This window comes from Burkholderia pseudomultivorans (assembly GCF_001718415.1).
In the GTDB taxonomy this organism is placed as follows: domain Bacteria; phylum Pseudomonadota; class Gammaproteobacteria; order Burkholderiales; family Burkholderiaceae; genus Burkholderia; species Burkholderia pseudomultivorans_A.
Genome location: NZ_CP013378.1, coordinates 1,586,905 through 1,600,469, shown reverse-complemented (window position 1 = coordinate 1,600,469; position 13,565 = coordinate 1,586,905). Strand labels below are relative to the sequence as shown.

Genomic DNA, 13,565 nt, shown 5'->3' with positions numbered 1-13,565 from the left:
CTTTACCGCGCCGGGGCGGTTATAGCCGTGCGCGGCGTCCTTGTGCGCGGCGAGCGCCGGTGCCCGGCTCTACTGCGAGCGTCGCGCCGCCGACTGCCGCAATGATCTGTGCCGGTGTTGAGAGCCGGGAAGCAGCGCTGGCCGCCATCTCCTGCCCCTGTAAGTGACGATCCAAGCCGATACTGTAGTATCTCCTTCGCCGGGACTTTGGCACACGCTGAGAGAGCAGCGCCCCCCCGCCAAAAGGAGAAAAGTGCATGACGGTATTCGGATCGCCTTCACGCGCCGACTGGGGGCATGGATCGGGCGGACCATTCCGGTCGTGGGTGAGGTGTTTCTGGCCAGCGACGCGTTCATGATCATGCGTAATACCGTGGTGACGTATAACCACCTCGTCAAGCCCGAAGACCGGCTGCTCTGAGCTATGAAAGACGATATCTGGGAACGGCTGGAAGCCTTCACGCGCGCGGAACTTGGCCGGCCGCTGTTCGGCGGGAAATTGGACCTGCAGCCAGCGTCGCGGCTGGAGCAAGACCTCGGCGTTACGGGCCTCGATGCGGTCGAATTCATCGATAAGTGAGCCGAGGCGTTCAACGTCGATGCCAAGGACTTCCCGTACCGGCGATATTTCGGCCCGGAGGGCCAGGAACTGCTGTCGTCTTTGGTCGGGCTGTTCTCGAAGCGGCACCGTCGGCCGGCGCGAGTACCGTTGACCTTGGGAATGCTCGCGGAGGCGACGCGGCGGGGGAAGTGGGAAACGGAGGCGATTGAAGCGTCGTCAGGCAGCGTCAATTAAACCGCGAAATTCGGTTAACGGCGCTGTGTAAAAAGTGCGGCTAAACGGTACCAAAGCGGAACCGGGAAACCGCTCTCTTCAGCGCATCAAACGCCGGTAACCTGCTCCCCCGTGGGCGTCTCGCCGCCGGCTGCAGCAATGATCGCCGCAGGGAAGGCGGGCAGTTTGCCGGTACCGGTCCGACGTAATCCTTCTCCATGCGGAATCGGCGGCCCGTCCTCCTCCATGTAGCGCCGGATATGCTCATACAGCCGCCAAAGCATTGCGTCCTCCCACCACCCGGTGTAGCCGATATTGACGATCTCCGCGCACGAGCGCGGATTATCGACGTCGCCCCATAACAGCGACAGGAAATACGATTCGCGGGCCGCAGCGCCCGTCAGTTGCGTCCATTTGTAGGAGCGAACCTTCACGTCGTCCCACGCGCGTGTGCGCACAGCGCCTGCTCCCCCTTTCTCCCAGAATCGCCAGAACGAGGGCGTTACATAAGGAATGAAGCTCACGCTGCGATCCTTCCGATTGAAAAGGACGGGGAGATCTCGGGGAGAAAAAAGTGCCGCCCGAAGGCAGAACACTGCAAACAAAAGGAACAGCACGGTGGCAGCGGATATGAACAAGCCGAGGACAGGGACTTCCTGCAAAGTCAGCGCTGCGACGAAGCCCACACCCAACGTGCAAAATAGTCCAACCAGCGTGCCGAGTATCAGAAACACCGCTTTCCCGCCGGCACCCATCGGCGTACCAATCTCGATCGCATTCGGATAAATGTTCAAAAGGGAATCGCAGGTGCTGGCCATCTCGTGGACAGGCCGCCGCTTGTCGTCGCTTGCCACGCGCCACGGCGGCGTGACGCCCTGCCGTGTTCTCGCCAGTTTGCCGGGGAACCGGTTGAAATACGGATCCGCCTGGTTCCACTCCGGCAACAGGACCCGGTAGTCGTTCTTGTGGTTTTTCATGTCGATGTCCCTCTTCCGGTTCGGCGCTCAAGACGTGCCATCGGCGTTCACCGTATGAGCCTCCGCGAGCGCCTGCAAGCGTTGCCCGAGATCTCGTGCCGCATCGGCCGAAGCGCTCGACACGACGAAGCACAGGTTCTTGTAGATCCATACGAATCCCCGCCCTGGCCTGCCGGCGACGCTCTGGACCGATACGCTTCCGAGACCAGCAGGGCCCGTCTCGAATGGAACCCGAGCTGTCGACGACGAGGTTGTCTCGTGGAAGAAATAGTCCGCGGCGGCGAAGCGGTCGCGGCCCTGAGCAATCGTGATCGACACGCGCGCGCCATCGAAATCGCCGTTGAAAACATATTCGCGGATCGTTTTGAGCGGTCCGGTTTCGTTGACGTACTGTTCCGCGTGCTCGATCTTCAACGACTGCAGGCCGGGGACTTGCGCCGTCGCGAGCGTGCTCCAGTCGAACGCGACAATCATTCGGCCGTCGTCAGCCGCAAATTTCCGGTCGAAATCGATGCGTGTCTTGTATTCGTCGATACGCGCGGTCGGATTGAACGCACGCTGAATCGCCGCGGCTCTTTCGTTCGAATTGGGCGGGTTTCCGTCCGGCTGCGTCTGCGCGTGACTCATGCCGGCAGCAACGGAAAACAGCAATACCCCGATGACACGCTCTTTCATTTCACCGCTCCCGCACCGACAGTCACTCGTTGCAGCATCAGGCGCGATCGCAGGGGTTCTCGAAAACCTCCCGCTTCACACCGTCGTATCTCGCAAGCCTGCGAGACCCCAGCTCCATAAAACACCGTCTTTCGCGTCGATAGTTCGAACGCTGTCGAGCGAAGGCTCCTCGTTCACCGTCAGCCTTTTCGCAGGCAATTTATTCGATCCGTCTACCGATACCGACGGGAAGGGAAGCAATCCACCTGCTCGAAGCCCGAAGCGGATCGGAGCGAGGCCCATCGCCGCGCCGGCACATGACGCCGAGCGCTTCGGGCGTAAAAAAACCCGTGAACCGTTGAAGCTATCACGGGTTTCCGATTCCCGAGGATTGCCCTCGGAAAGAGATATGGTGCCGGCTGCAGGACTCGAACCCGCCACCTGATGATTACAAATCAACTGCTCTACCAGATGAGCTAAGCCGGCGTAAGCGTGAGATTCTACCTCATTTCACGATCTTGAGGCGAGGTCTGCTGCCGCCTTTCGAACCATCGCCGTCGGTTTTCGGCGGCTCGTCGGCGCCTTCCGAAGGCTCCTCGTTCGCGCCGCTGTCGGCGACCGGCGTCAAGCCCGCCGCCGGCGCGCCCGGCTCGTCGCCCGGCGTTTCGTCCGCGTCGTCGAACGCGCCCGAATCCTCGCCCTCGCCCGCCACCGCATCGACCTGGAACGCCATCCCCTGCCCGTTCTCGCGCGCATAGATCGCGAGCACGTTGGCCACGGGAATCTCGATCTTGTGCGCCTTGCCGGAAAACCGCGCGGTGAACTCGATCCACTCGTTGCCCATCTGCAGCTGGCTCGTCGCCTCGAAGCTGATGTTGAGCACGATCTCGCCGTCACGCACGAACTGACGCGGCACACGCGTCGAGTTGTCGACCCTCACCGCGATATGCGGCGTGTAACCGTTATCGGTGCACCACTCGTACAGCGCACGCAGCAAATAAGGCTTCGTTGAAATCTCTTGCATCACAATCCTCGAACCCGGAGCGGGCGCGCGGCCAGCCGCATCGCCCGCTCCGTCATGCCTTCATTGCATCATCAACGACGCATGACCTTTTCGGACGGCGTCAGTGCTTCGATATACGCCGGACGGCTGAAGATCCGCTCGGCATACTTCATCAGCGGCGCGGCGTTCTTCGACAGCTCGATCCCGTAGTGATCCAGACGCCACAGCAGCGGCGCGATCGCGACGTCGAGCATCGAGAACTCTTCGCCGAGCATGTACTTGTTCTTCACGAAGATCGGCGCGAGCTGCGTCAGGCGATCGCGGATCGCGAGGCGCGCCTTCTCGTGGTTCTTCTCCGCTGCCTTGCCCTTCTCGTTCTCGAGCGTGCTGACGTGGACGAACAGCTCCTTCTCGAAGTTGAGCAGGAACAGGCGCGCACGTGCACGCTGCACCGGGTCGGCCGGCATCAGCTGCGGATGCGGGAAGCGCTCGTCGATGTACTCGTTGATGATGTTCGATTCGTACAGGATCAGGTCGCGCTCGACCAGAATCGGCACCTGACCGTACGGGTTCATCACCGAAATGTCTTCCGGCTTGTTGAACAGGTCGACGTCACGGATTTCGAAGTCCATGCCCTTCTCGAACAGCACCAGCCGGCAACGCTGGGAGAACGGGCAAGTTGTGCCGGAATACAGAACCATCATGTTTGCGTTTCCTCAAAAAAGCCGAGGGCCGGCGCGCGGCGAAACCCTTTCGCAGGCTCCACGTTGCGCCGGCCCCACGCCGGTCAGGCGTGATTACTTGATATCTTTCCAGTACGCGGCATTCAGCCGCCAGGCCAGGAAAGTCAGGACGCCGAGAAAGATCAGCACCCATACGCCGAGGCGTTTGCGGGTCTGCTGGGCCGGCTCGGACATCCATGTCATGTACGCCACCAGGTCGGCAACGGCAGCATCATAATCCACCGCGGACAGCGTCCCCGGCGTGACCTGCTGGAAGCCGACGAGCGTACGGACCTTCTCGCCCGTCTCCTCGTCCGTCTTTTCTTCGAATTTGGCGGTGCGCTGCCCCTGCAGCTGCCACAGTACATGGGGCATGCCGACGTTCTCGAACACCGCGTTGTTCCAGCCGGTCGGCCGCGTATCGTCGCGATAGAAGCTGCGCAGATACGTATACAGCCAGTCGCGGCCGCGCGCCCGCTCTTCGACCGACAGGTCGGGCGGCGACGTGCCAAGCCAGTTCTTCGCGTCTTCGGGCCGCATCGCGACGGACATCGTGTTGCCGACCTTGTCGGTCGTGAACAGGAGATTCTTTTCGATCTCCTTCTGGGATATGCCCAGATCCGTCAGACGGTTGTAGCGCATCAGGTTCGCGCTGTGGCAGTTCAGGCAATAGTTTACAAACAATTGCGCGCCGTGCTGAAGCGAAACGAGATTTTCCGTGTTATCGGGCGCCCGGTCGAGCGGAAAATTGCCCTCCGCCGACGCCACCGGCGCAGCCAGCAGCGCACACGCGGTCGCCCCGATCAGCGCGAGCATCGAAAGCAGTTTCTTCATGTCGTTCTCTCCTCGCTCACGTTAATGGGGCTTGAAGCGCACCCGTTCCGGCGGCTGCTTGAACGTGCCAAGCGGCGTCCAGACCGGCATGCCGAGGAAAAACGCGAAGTAGATCAGCGCGCAGCCCTGCGCGATCAGCGTCGCGGCCGGCGATGGCGGCCGCGTGCCGAGGAACGCGAGGGTCAGGAACGCAGCGACGAAGATGCCGAGGAACACCTTGTGGAACAGCGGCCGATAGCGGATCGACTTCACCGGGCTGCGGTCGAGCCAGGGCAGGAAGAACAGCGTGATCACCGCCGAGCCCATCACCACGACGCCCCAGAACTTCGATTCCGTCAGGTACATGAACACGACGATCGCGGCGGCCAGCACCGGCAGTCCGATCTTCCACTTGCCGCGCGCACGGATCAGCGCAAGCACGCCGAGCAGCGCGATCACGATCATCAGCACGATCTTGAACGGGTCGGTGGTCGCGCGCAGCATCGCGTAGAACGCGGTGAAGTACCACACCGGCGCGATCTCGGGCGGCGTCTGCAGCGGGTTCGCCGGCACGAAGTTGTTCGCCTCCAGGAAGTAGCCGCCCATCTCCGGCGCGAAGAACACGATCACCGCGAACACGATCAGGAACACGCAGACGCCGAGGAAGTCGTGCACCGAGTAGTACGGATGGAACGGGATGCCGTCGAGCGGCACGCCGTTGGCGTCCTTCTTCGCCTTGATCTCGATGCCGTCCGGGTTGTTCGACCCCACCTCGTGCAGTGCGACGAGGTGCGCGATCACGAGGCCGACCAGCACGAGCGGAATCGCGATCACGTGGAAGGCGAAGAAGCGGTTCAGCGTGACGTCGGACACCACGTAGTCGCCGCGAATCCACAGCGACAGGTCCGGGCCGACGAACGGGATCGCCGAGAACAGGTTGACGATCACCTGCGCACCCCAGAACGACATCTGGCCCCACGGCAGCAGGTAGCCGAAGAACGCCTCGGCCATCAGGCACAGGAAGATCGCGCAGCCGAAGATCCACACGAGCTCGCGCGGCTTGCGGTACGAGCCGTACAGCAGCCCGCGGAACATGTGCAGATACACGACGACGAAGAACATCGACGCGCCCGTCGAGTGCATGTAGCGGATCAGCCAGCCCCACGGCACTTCGCGCATGATGTACTCGACCGACGCGAACGCGAGCGTCGAGTCGGGCTTGTAGTTCATCGTCAGGAAGATGCCGGTGACGATCTGGTTGACGAGCACCAGCAGCGCGAGCGAGCCGAAGAAGTACCAGAAGTTGAAGTTCTTCGGCGCGTAGTACTCGGAAACGTGCTTCTTCCAGGTAGTCGTGAGCGGGAAGCGCTGGTCGATCCAGCCGGTGAGACCTGTCGTGGAGACTTCCTTGTTGTCGGCCATCACGCTTCTCCTTTCTCGTCCTTGCCGATCACGAGGGTCGTCGCCGACGTGAACATGTAGGGCGGGATGTCGAGATTCTGGGGCGCCGGCTTGTTCTTGAACACGCGGCCGGCAAGGTCGTAGGTCGAACCGTGGCACGGGCACAGGAAACCGCCCGGCCAGTCGTCCGGCAGGTTCGGCTGCGGACCCGGCGTGAAGCGCTGGCTTGGCGTGCAGCCGAGGTGCGTGCACACGGCCATCACGACGAGGATGTTCTTGCGATCTGCGCGCGAACGATATTCGTTCGCGCAATACGCGGGCAGCGGCATCGAATACGGGGACTTCGTGGTCGGGTCGGCCACTTCCTTGTCGGCCTTGACCACATCGGCCAGCATGTCGTCGGTGCGGTTCAGGATCCACACCGGCTTGCCGCGCCACGGCACGGTGACCATCTCGCCGGGCTTCAGGCCGCTGATGTCGACCTCCACCGGCGCACCGGCCGCTTTGGCTTTCGCGGACGGCGCGAGCGACGCCGCGAAAGGTATGACGGTGGCGACGCCTCCTACGCCACCTGCTACGGATGTCGCAATCAGCCAGGTACGGCGGCCGCTGTCGACGCGTTTCTCTTCCTTGTCTCGCATCACACGCCCCACTTCTGAGTTGGATTTTCCGTCACGACTTTCCATTCCGCCGCTAGTTTGCGCGAATGGAGTCGCCATTTACAAGGCCCGACGCCAAAAATCCCTTCGAAGTGATTGATAGTTAAGGGTTTTCCCCCACTATAGGAGCGGTTAAATCATTCGCTTTTTAAGCATCTGCTTCATTGCGAAGTTTCGATGCGCTGCCGCAAATCCCGCCTTCACACGGGGTTGTGAATGTCGATAAAAAGGTGTTCGAGATCGAATTGCTCGGACAAATGGGCGCCGAGCGCCTGGATTCCGTACCGCTCGGTCGCATGGTGCCCCGCCGCAACGAACGCGACGCCGCTCTCGGCAGCCGTATGCGTCACGTATTCGGACACCTCGCCGGTCAGGAACACGTCCGCGCCCGCATCGATCGCCGCGTCGAAATAGCTCTGCGCAGCGCCCGTGCACCACGCGATGCGGCGCAGCTGCAGATCGGGATCGCCGAGCACGAGCGGCGTGCGGCCGAGCGTGCGCTCGACCTTCGCGACGAAGTGTTCGAGCGTGACCGGCATCGGCAGCGTCGCCATCCAGCCGAGGTCGCCTTCGCCGAAACGCTGCTCGCCGATCAGGCCGAGCTTCTCGCCGAGCTGCGCGTTGTTGCCGAATTCGGGATGCGCGTCGAGCGGCAGATGGAATGCGAACAGGTTCAGGTCGTTCGCGAGCAGCAGCTTCAGGCGCTGGTACTTGCGGCCGGTGATCTGCGGCGCTTCGTTGCGCCAGAAATAGCCGTGATGGACCAGCACCGCATCCGCGCCCCATTCGAGCGCGGCTTCGAGAAACGCGGCCGAGGCCGTCACGCCGGTCGCGATCCGGTCGATCTTGCGACGCCCTTCGACCTGCAGGCCGTTCGGGCAATAGTCCTTGAAGCGCGCGGTTTCAAGGGTATTGTTCAAGTACAATTCAAGTTCGATCCGATCCATATAAACCTCTAGTCCATTCAGATGCTTAGACGCTTCTGGCTGTTCTTCGCGCAGGCAGTCACGGTGCTGCTCGCGCTGATGTTCATTGTCGTCACGCTCAAGCCGCAGTGGCTGCAACGGCAGGGACAGCTCGGCAAGCAGCTCGCGACGCCGATCGTTGCGCTGCGCGAAGTCGCGCCCGGCATCGGCGGCGCGCCGGCGACCACGTCGTACGCCGACGCCGCGCAGAAGGCGATGCCGGCCGTCGTCAACGTGTTCTCCAGCAAGGACGGCTCGCTGCCGCCCGACCCGCGCGCGAAGGATCCGCTGTTCCGCTACTTCTTCGGCGACCGCAACACCCGCAAGCAGCAGGACGAGCCCGCGGCCAACCTCGGCTCGGGCGTTATCGTGAGCCCGGAAGGTTACATTCTAACGAACCAGCACGTCGTGGACGGCGCCGACCAGATCGAAGTCGCGCTCGCCGACGGCCGCACGGCCACCGCGAAGGTGATCGGCAGCGATCCGGAAACCGATCTGGCCGTGCTGAAGATCAACATGACGAACCTGCCGACGATCACGCTCGGCCGCTCCGACCAGTCGCGCGTCGGCGACGTCGTGCTCGCGATCGGCAACCCGTTCGGCGTCGGCCAGACGGTCACGATGGGGATCATCAGCGCGCTCGGCCGCAACCACCTCGGCATCAACACGTTCGAGAACTTCATCCAGACCGACGCGCCGATCAACCCCGGCAACTCGGGCGGCGCGCTCGTCGACGTGAACGGCAACCTGCTCGGCATCAACACGGCGATCTACTCGCGCTCGGGCGGCTCGCTCGGCATCGGCTTCGCGATTCCCGTATCGACCGCCCGCACGGTGCTCGAAAGCATCATCACGTCGGGCTCGGTCACGCGCGGCTGGATCGGCGTCGAGCCGCAGGACGTCACGCCGGAAATCGCCGAGTCGTTCGGGCTTCAGCAGAAGTCGGGGGCGATCGTCGCGGGCGTGCTGCAGGGCGGCCCGGCCGACAAGGCCGGCATCAAGCCGGGCGACATCCTGGTCACGGTCAACGGCGAGGAGATCACCGACACGACCAAGCTGCTGAACACCGTCGCGCAGATCAAGCCGGGCACGCCGACCAAGGTGCACGTGGTGCGCAAGGGCAAGGAATTCGACGTGAACGTCGTGATCGGCAAGCGCCCGCCGCCGCCGAAGCAGGCGCTCGACGACCAGGACAGCGACAGCGAGTGACGCCGGCCCCGGCCGGCGCAGAAAGCACAAAGCAAAAAGGGCAGCCGGTCGCTGCCCTTTCTGCTTTGTGGCGATGGATTCGAGACGCGTGCGGCTGTCGGAAACCGGCGGCGTGCCGCCGCCCGCCCCGGCTGTCAGCGGCCTCGCCGGCCGCCCGCCTCACCCTGCGGCGCCGTCCTTCTGCGCGTCGGCCTCTTCGGTCGGCTTCGGCACGAAGAAGCGCGCGGCCACGATTCCGGCCTCGTACAGCACGACGAGCGGCAGCGCGAGCATCAGTTGCGAGAACACGTCCGGCGGCGTGACGACCGCCGCGACCACGAACGCGCCGACGATCACGTACGGGCGGATCTCCTTCAGCTTCTTCACCGTCAGCACGCCCATCCGCACCAGCAGCACGACGACGATCGGCACCTCGAAGGTGACGCCGAACGCGATGAACATCCCGAGCACGAAGCTCAGGTAATTGTCGATGTCGGTCGACATCTCCGCGCCGAGCGGTGCGTTGTAGTGCGCCATCACGCGGAAGATCGTCGGGAACACGAGGAAGTACGCGAACGCCATCCCGCACAGGAACAGCACGTAGCTGCTGCCGACGAGCGGCGCGACGAGCCGCTTCTCGTGCTGGTACAAGCCGGGCGCGACGAACGCCCAGATCTGGTACAGCACGACCGGCAGCGCGATCACGAGCGCGACGAGCATCGTGACCTTCATCGGCACGAAGAACGAGCCCGTGACGTCGGTCACGATCATCTTGCCGCCCTTCGGCAGGTTCTCCATCAGCGGCCGCGCGAGCAGCCGGAAGATGTCGGGCGCCCAGTAGACGAGCCCGAGGAACACGACGATCACGGACAGCCCCGCGCGGATGATGCGGTCGCGAAGCTCGACGAGATGGGAAATGAAGGTTTCTTCCGGACCTTCGCCCGGATTCTGCTGGGGGTCGCTCACACCGGCCCTCGGTAGGATTGACGAGCGCGCATGCGCACGACTCAGAAGAAGCGCGTCGGCCGGCGCAGACTGGCCGGCTGATGGCGCGCGACGCGCGCCGCACCCGACTGCACGTGCGTGCGGCGAGTGGTGGCGCGCTTGTACCAGACCGGCGTCGCCGCCTGCTTGACGCGCCAGTTGCGACGCTTCGGCGTCAGCGCGATGCTGCTGCCGCGCCACGCCGGCGCAGCGGGCGAACCGGAATCGGACGTGCCGGCCGCGCCCGACGTGCCGGCCGCATCATGCAGACCGCCGACCGTCGACTGCCACGCGTCGTTCAGGTCCTTCTCATGCTCGCGCAGGTTGTCGTGAATCGTCGTCTCGACATTGCGCGCGGCCGCCTCGAAATCGGTCTTCATCGTGCGCAGCGCATCGAGTTCGATTTCGCGCGAGACCTCGGCCTTCACGTCGTTGATATACCGCTGCGCGCGGCCGAACAGCGCGCCTGCCGTGCGCGCGACGCGCGGCAGGCGCTCGGGGCCGAGCACCACGAGCGCGACGACGCCGATCAGCGCCATCTTCGAAAGACCGAGATCCAGCATCGGGGAAGCCTGTCAGCGCGCGGGCGTTACGCCTTGTTCGAATCGGAACGCGTCGTTTCCTTCGCGTTGACGTCGACCGTGCCCGAACGCGGCAGCTGCTGCGCGTCCGCCGGCGCATCGCCGTCCTTCATGCCGTCCTTGAAACCCTTCACGGCACTGCCCAGATCGTTGCCGATGTTGCGCAGCTTCTTCGTGCCGAAAACCAGCGCGACGATCAGCAGCACGATCAGCCAGTGCCAAATGCTCAATCCACCCATGATGAAACCTCTCCTCAACCACGCCGCTGGCGGCGCAAATCGCCGGCGATGCGCCGGCTTCGACTATCGATGCGGGACAACGCCCCGCGCCATCAACCCATCCGCTGCCACGGGCGCGGACCGGCCAGGATATGCGCGTGCAGGTGGTACACCTCCTGCCCGCCGCCCGGGCCCGTATTGATCACCGTGCGGAAACCCGTTTCGCCGCCCGTATACGCGACGCCGAGCTGGTCGGCCAGGCGCGCGACGAGCACCATCATCCGGCCGAGCATCGGCGCGTCGTCCGCGCTCGCCGCCGACAGCGTCGGCAGGTGCCGGCGCGGAATCACGAGCACGTGCGTGTCGGCCGCCGGGCGGATGTCGCGGAACGCGACGAATTCGTCGTCCTCGTGCACTTTCGTGCTCGGGATCTCGCCTGCCGCGATCTTGCAGAACAGGCAATTCGGATCGTGACTCATGTTGCTCCTGCCGGTGCCCGCGCCGTGGTCAGAACCATGCCCGCGGATCGAGCGCCTTGTTGTCGTACAGATACAGCCAGCCCTTGATGATACGGTACAGCGTCCAGAGGCTGGTGACAAACATCACCATGCCGCCGAGGACCACCGGCAGCAGGATCGTCGGGCTCACGACGATCCCGATCACCGTCAGGATCAGCGCCACCCCGATCGCGTAAGCGATCAGCGTGCGCCAGAACGTGCGGATCTGCCACTCGAAATGCGCGGCGTACGGCGTGCCGGCCGCGTCGTCGCGCTTCACGTAGTTGACGATCACCGCGATCACGCTCGTGATGCCGCCCGAAAACCAGTGCAGCGCATAAAGGGCGTACAGCACGTGAGTCAGCGTGCGCAATCCGCTCAGGCGTCCGGCATCCGTGTCGCCCGGTACCGACGGCGGCGGATACCCGCCCGGTGTATCGGTCATGATGCTACCCCCGTCAGATGACAATTCTTACAGCCTCACGCACTGTGGCCGCGATGCGACGGTGCCGCTCAGCCGCCGTTTTCCTCGCGCTCGCGGCGCTTGCGCATCGCCTTCTCCTCGATGCCCGACAGCCCTTCGCGCCGCTCGAGTTCGGCGATCACGTCGGCCGGGCTCAGGTCGAAGTGCGACAGCATCACGAGGCAGTGGAACCACAGGTCGGCCACCTCGCCCACCAGCGCGGACGGCGCGCCGCCCTGGCGCACGTCCTTCGCGGCCAGCACGACTTCGGTCGCCTCTTCGCCGATCTTCTTCAGCACCGCGTCGTCGCCCTTGTGGAACAGGCGCGACACGTACGATTGCTCGGGATCGCCGCCCTTGCGGCTATCGATCACGGCCGCGAGGCGCAGCAGCGTGTCTTCGGTCGATTGCGTCATTTGTAGATGTGTTCGGGGTCTTTCAGCACCGGCTCGACCGCGACCCAGTCGCCGTTCTCCACGGTGCCTTCGAATTTCTGGAAGAAGCACGAATGCCGGCCGGTGTGGCATGCGATGCCCGACACCTGCTCGACCTTCAGCAGCACGACATCCTCGTCGCAGTCGAGCCGCACCTCGTGCACGTGCTGCACGTGGCCGGACTCCTCGCCCTTGAACCACAGGCGCTTGCGCGAGCGCGAATAATAGACCGCGCGCTGCGTCTCGATCGTCTTCGCCAGCGCCTCGCGGTTCATCCACGCGAACATCAGCACGTCGTTCGTCGCCGCTTCCTGCGCGATCACCGGCACGAGGCCGTTGTCGTCCCAGCGGACCTTGTCGAGCCACGCGGGCACGGATTGCGTTTCGCTCTTCATCACAGCCTCACCGGGATGCCCTGGTCGGCCATGAAGCGCTTCGCCTCGCCGACCGTGTGTTCGCCATAGTGGAAAATGCTCGCCGCGAGCACGGCATCCGCGCGGCCGTCCTTGATGCCGTCGGCCAGATGCTGCAGCGAGCCGACGCCGCCCGATGCGATCACCGGCACCGGCACCGCGTCCGACACGCCGCGCGTGAGCGCGAGGTCGAAGCCCGACTTCGTGCCGTCGCGGTCCATGCTGGTCAGCAGGATCTCGCCGGCGCCGAGCTCGGCCATGCGGCGCGCCCATTCGATCGCGTCGAGGCCCGTGTTCTTGCGGCCGCCGTGCGTGAACACTTCCCAGCGCGGCGTCTCGCCGTCGGCCGACACGCGCTTCGCGTCGATCGCGACGACGATGCACTGCGAGCCGTACTTGTCGGCCGCATCGCGCACGAGCTGCGGGTTGGCGACCGCCGACGAATTCATGCTGACCTTGTCCGCGCCCGCGTTCAGCAGGCGCCGCACGTCCTCGACGGCGCGCACGCCGCCGCCGACCGTCAGCGGGATGAACACCTGCGATGCCACCGCCTCGATGATCGGCAGGATCAGGTCGCGCTGGTCGGAGGTGGCGGTGATGTCGAGGAACGTCAGTTCGTCGGCGCCCTGCTCGTCGTAGCGGCGGGCGATCTCGACGGGGTCGCCCGCGTCGCGCAGCTCGACGAAGTTGACGCCCTTGACGACACGCCCGGCAGTCACGTCCAGGCAGGGGATGATGCGTTTAGCTAGAGCCATGATGTTGCGCCAAATGCCGCGACGGGGACGGCCGGTTGCGGCCGGTCGGGCGGCCGGTTGCGG

Annotated in this window: 17 protein-coding genes, 1 tRNA gene and 2 pseudogenes; 3 read left to right on the top strand and 17 right to left on the bottom strand. The window is 64.2% G+C overall.

Going from position 1 to position 13,565, the window contains the following annotated elements:
- Positions 1-262: 262 nt before the first annotated feature.
- Positions 263-421: pseudogene (locus tag WS57_RS37660) on the top strand (STM2901 family protein); the annotation flags it as partial.
- A 3-nt stretch (positions 422-424) separates the two neighbouring features.
- Positions 425-796: pseudogene (locus WS57_RS19785) on the top strand (DUF1493 family protein).
- Positions 797-882: 86 nt separating this feature from the next.
- Here WS57_RS19785 and WS57_RS38080 read toward each other — a convergent pair.
- The 9 genes from WS57_RS38080 to WS57_RS19740 all read right to left on the bottom strand — a co-directional run bounded on the left by WS57_RS38080 (position 883) and on the right by WS57_RS19740 (position 7,951).
- Entirely contained in the window at positions 883-1,752 is an 870-nt protein-coding gene (locus WS57_RS38080) for a DUF6708 domain-containing protein (RefSeq protein ID WP_069244745.1), read from the bottom strand.
- Between the two features lie 27 nt (positions 1,753-1,779).
- On the bottom strand, positions 1,780-2,427 hold the full coding sequence (locus WS57_RS19775) for a hypothetical protein (RefSeq protein WP_155741157.1): 648 nt from the start codon (positions 2,425-2,427) through the stop codon (positions 1,780-1,782).
- Positions 2,428-2,816: 389 nt separating this feature from the next.
- Positions 2,817-2,892: transfer RNA gene (locus WS57_RS19770), tRNA-Thr, on the bottom strand.
- Positions 2,893-2,911: 19 nt separating this feature from the next.
- Positions 2,912-3,430, bottom strand: a complete 519-nt coding sequence (locus WS57_RS19765; RefSeq protein ID WP_009691895.1) for a ClpXP protease specificity-enhancing factor — start codon at positions 3,428-3,430, stop codon at positions 2,912-2,914.
- 71 nt (positions 3,431-3,501) lie between these two features.
- On the bottom strand, positions 3,502-4,113 hold the full coding sequence (locus WS57_RS19760; RefSeq protein WP_006400565.1) for a glutathione S-transferase N-terminal domain-containing protein: 612 nt from the start codon (positions 4,111-4,113) through the stop codon (positions 3,502-3,504).
- Positions 4,114-4,206: 93 nt separating this feature from the next.
- Complete coding sequence (locus WS57_RS19755) at positions 4,207-4,965, bottom strand: cytochrome c1 (RefSeq protein ID WP_009691894.1); 759 nt, start codon at positions 4,963-4,965, stop codon at positions 4,207-4,209.
- A 21-nt stretch (positions 4,966-4,986) separates the two neighbouring features.
- Positions 4,987-6,369: a cytochrome b gene (locus WS57_RS19750; RefSeq protein WP_144397721.1), complete on the bottom strand. Its 1,383-nt coding sequence runs from the start codon at positions 6,367-6,369 to the stop codon at positions 4,987-4,989.
- Entirely contained in the window at positions 6,366-6,986 is a 621-nt protein-coding gene (petA, locus tag WS57_RS19745) for a ubiquinol-cytochrome c reductase iron-sulfur subunit (protein ID WP_009691892.1), read from the bottom strand. Before petA ends, WS57_RS19750 begins: the two co-directional genes overlap by 4 nt.
- 218 nt (positions 6,987-7,204) lie before the next feature.
- Positions 7,205-7,951, bottom strand: coding sequence for a Nif3-like dinuclear metal center hexameric protein (locus WS57_RS19740; RefSeq protein WP_040126520.1), 747 nt, complete (start codon positions 7,949-7,951; stop codon positions 7,205-7,207).
- A gap of 21 nt (positions 7,952-7,972) precedes the next feature.
- Here WS57_RS19740 and WS57_RS19735 point away from each other — a divergent pair, with 21 nt between their 5' ends.
- Positions 7,973-9,178: a Do family serine endopeptidase gene (locus WS57_RS19735; protein ID WP_009691890.1), complete on the top strand. Its 1,206-nt coding sequence runs from the start codon at positions 7,973-7,975 to the stop codon at positions 9,176-9,178.
- Positions 9,179-9,337: 159 nt separating this feature from the next.
- Here WS57_RS19735 and tatC read toward each other — a convergent pair whose 3' ends face one another.
- The 8 genes from tatC to hisF all read right to left on the bottom strand — a co-directional run bounded on the left by tatC (position 9,338) and on the right by hisF (position 13,502).
- On the bottom strand, positions 9,338-10,123 hold the full coding sequence (gene tatC, locus WS57_RS19730) for a twin-arginine translocase subunit TatC (RefSeq protein WP_009691889.1): 786 nt from the start codon (positions 10,121-10,123) through the stop codon (positions 9,338-9,340).
- A 41-nt stretch (positions 10,124-10,164) separates the two neighbouring features.
- Complete coding sequence (gene tatB, locus WS57_RS19725; RefSeq protein WP_009691888.1) at positions 10,165-10,704, bottom strand: Sec-independent protein translocase protein TatB; 540 nt, start codon at positions 10,702-10,704, stop codon at positions 10,165-10,167.
- 26 nt (positions 10,705-10,730) lie between these two features.
- The gene (tatA, locus tag WS57_RS19720) at positions 10,731-10,961 is read right to left on the bottom strand and encodes a Sec-independent protein translocase subunit TatA (RefSeq protein WP_009691887.1); all 231 of its coding nucleotides are present in this window, start codon (positions 10,959-10,961) and stop codon (positions 10,731-10,733) included.
- A gap of 92 nt (positions 10,962-11,053) precedes the next feature.
- Complete coding sequence (locus WS57_RS19715; RefSeq protein ID WP_009691886.1) at positions 11,054-11,419, bottom strand: histidine triad nucleotide-binding protein; 366 nt, start codon at positions 11,417-11,419, stop codon at positions 11,054-11,056.
- Between the two features lie 28 nt (positions 11,420-11,447).
- Complete coding sequence (locus WS57_RS19710) at positions 11,448-11,882, bottom strand: DUF4870 family protein (RefSeq protein WP_009691885.1); 435 nt, start codon at positions 11,880-11,882, stop codon at positions 11,448-11,450.
- 68 nt (positions 11,883-11,950) lie between these two features.
- Positions 11,951-12,316, bottom strand: a complete 366-nt coding sequence (locus WS57_RS19705; RefSeq protein ID WP_009691884.1) for a phosphoribosyl-ATP diphosphatase — start codon at positions 12,314-12,316, stop codon at positions 11,951-11,953.
- A complete protein-coding gene (gene hisI / locus WS57_RS19700) occupies positions 12,313-12,729 on the bottom strand; it encodes a phosphoribosyl-AMP cyclohydrolase (protein WP_009691883.1) in 417 nt (138 codons plus the stop codon). Before hisI ends, WS57_RS19705 begins: the two co-directional genes overlap by 4 nt.
- Positions 12,729-13,502 carry an imidazole glycerol phosphate synthase subunit HisF gene (gene hisF / locus WS57_RS19695; RefSeq protein WP_009691882.1) on the bottom strand — a complete coding sequence of 258 codons (774 nt, stop codon included), beginning with the start codon at positions 13,500-13,502 and terminating at the stop codon, positions 12,729-12,731. The genes hisI and hisF overlap by 1 nt, the downstream gene beginning before the upstream one ends.
- Between the last annotated feature and the right edge of the window lie 63 nt (positions 13,503-13,565).

Bases quoted from the DNA above. Each gene is read 5' to 3' on its own strand.
- hisI (WP_009691883.1), bottom strand. From the start codon at position 12,729: ATGAAGAGCGAAACGCAATCCGTGCCCGCGTGGCTCGACAAGGTCCGC.
- WS57_RS19760 (WP_006400565.1), bottom strand. From the start codon at position 4,113: ATGATGGTTCTGTATTCCGGCACAACTTGCCCGTTCTCCCAGCGTTGC.
- WS57_RS19715 (WP_009691886.1), bottom strand. From the start codon at position 11,419: ATGAGTCACGATCCGAATTGCCTGTTCTGCAAGATCGCGGCAGGCGAG.
- hisF (WP_009691882.1), bottom strand. From the start codon at position 13,502: ATGGCTCTAGCTAAACGCATCATCCCCTGCCTGGACGTGACTGCCGGG.
- WS57_RS19735 (WP_009691890.1), top strand. From the start codon at position 7,973: ATGCTTAGACGCTTCTGGCTGTTCTTCGCGCAGGCAGTCACGGTGCTG.
- WS57_RS38080 (WP_069244745.1), bottom strand. From the start codon at position 1,752: ATGAAAAACCACAAGAACGACTACCGGGTCCTGTTGCCGGAGTGGAAC.
- WS57_RS19705 (WP_009691884.1), bottom strand. From the start codon at position 12,316: ATGACGCAATCGACCGAAGACACGCTGCTGCGCCTCGCGGCCGTGATC.
- petA (WP_009691892.1), bottom strand. From the start codon at position 6,986: ATGCGAGACAAGGAAGAGAAACGCGTCGACAGCGGCCGCCGTACCTGG.
- WS57_RS19775 (WP_155741157.1), bottom strand. From the start codon at position 2,427: ATGAAAGAGCGTGTCATCGGGGTATTGCTGTTTTCCGTTGCTGCCGGC.
- tatA (WP_009691887.1), bottom strand. From the start codon at position 10,961: ATGGGTGGATTGAGCATTTGGCACTGGCTGATCGTGCTGCTGATCGTC.
- WS57_RS19765 (WP_009691895.1), bottom strand. From the start codon at position 3,430: ATGCAAGAGATTTCAACGAAGCCTTATTTGCTGCGTGCGCTGTACGAG.
- tatB (WP_009691888.1), bottom strand. From the start codon at position 10,704: ATGCTGGATCTCGGTCTTTCGAAGATGGCGCTGATCGGCGTCGTCGCG.
- WS57_RS19755 (WP_009691894.1), bottom strand. From the start codon at position 4,965: ATGAAGAAACTGCTTTCGATGCTCGCGCTGATCGGGGCGACCGCGTGT.
- WS57_RS19710 (WP_009691885.1), bottom strand. From the start codon at position 11,882: ATGACCGATACACCGGGCGGGTATCCGCCGCCGTCGGTACCGGGCGAC.
- WS57_RS19740 (WP_040126520.1), bottom strand. From the start codon at position 7,951: ATGGATCGGATCGAACTTGAATTGTACTTGAACAATACCCTTGAAACC.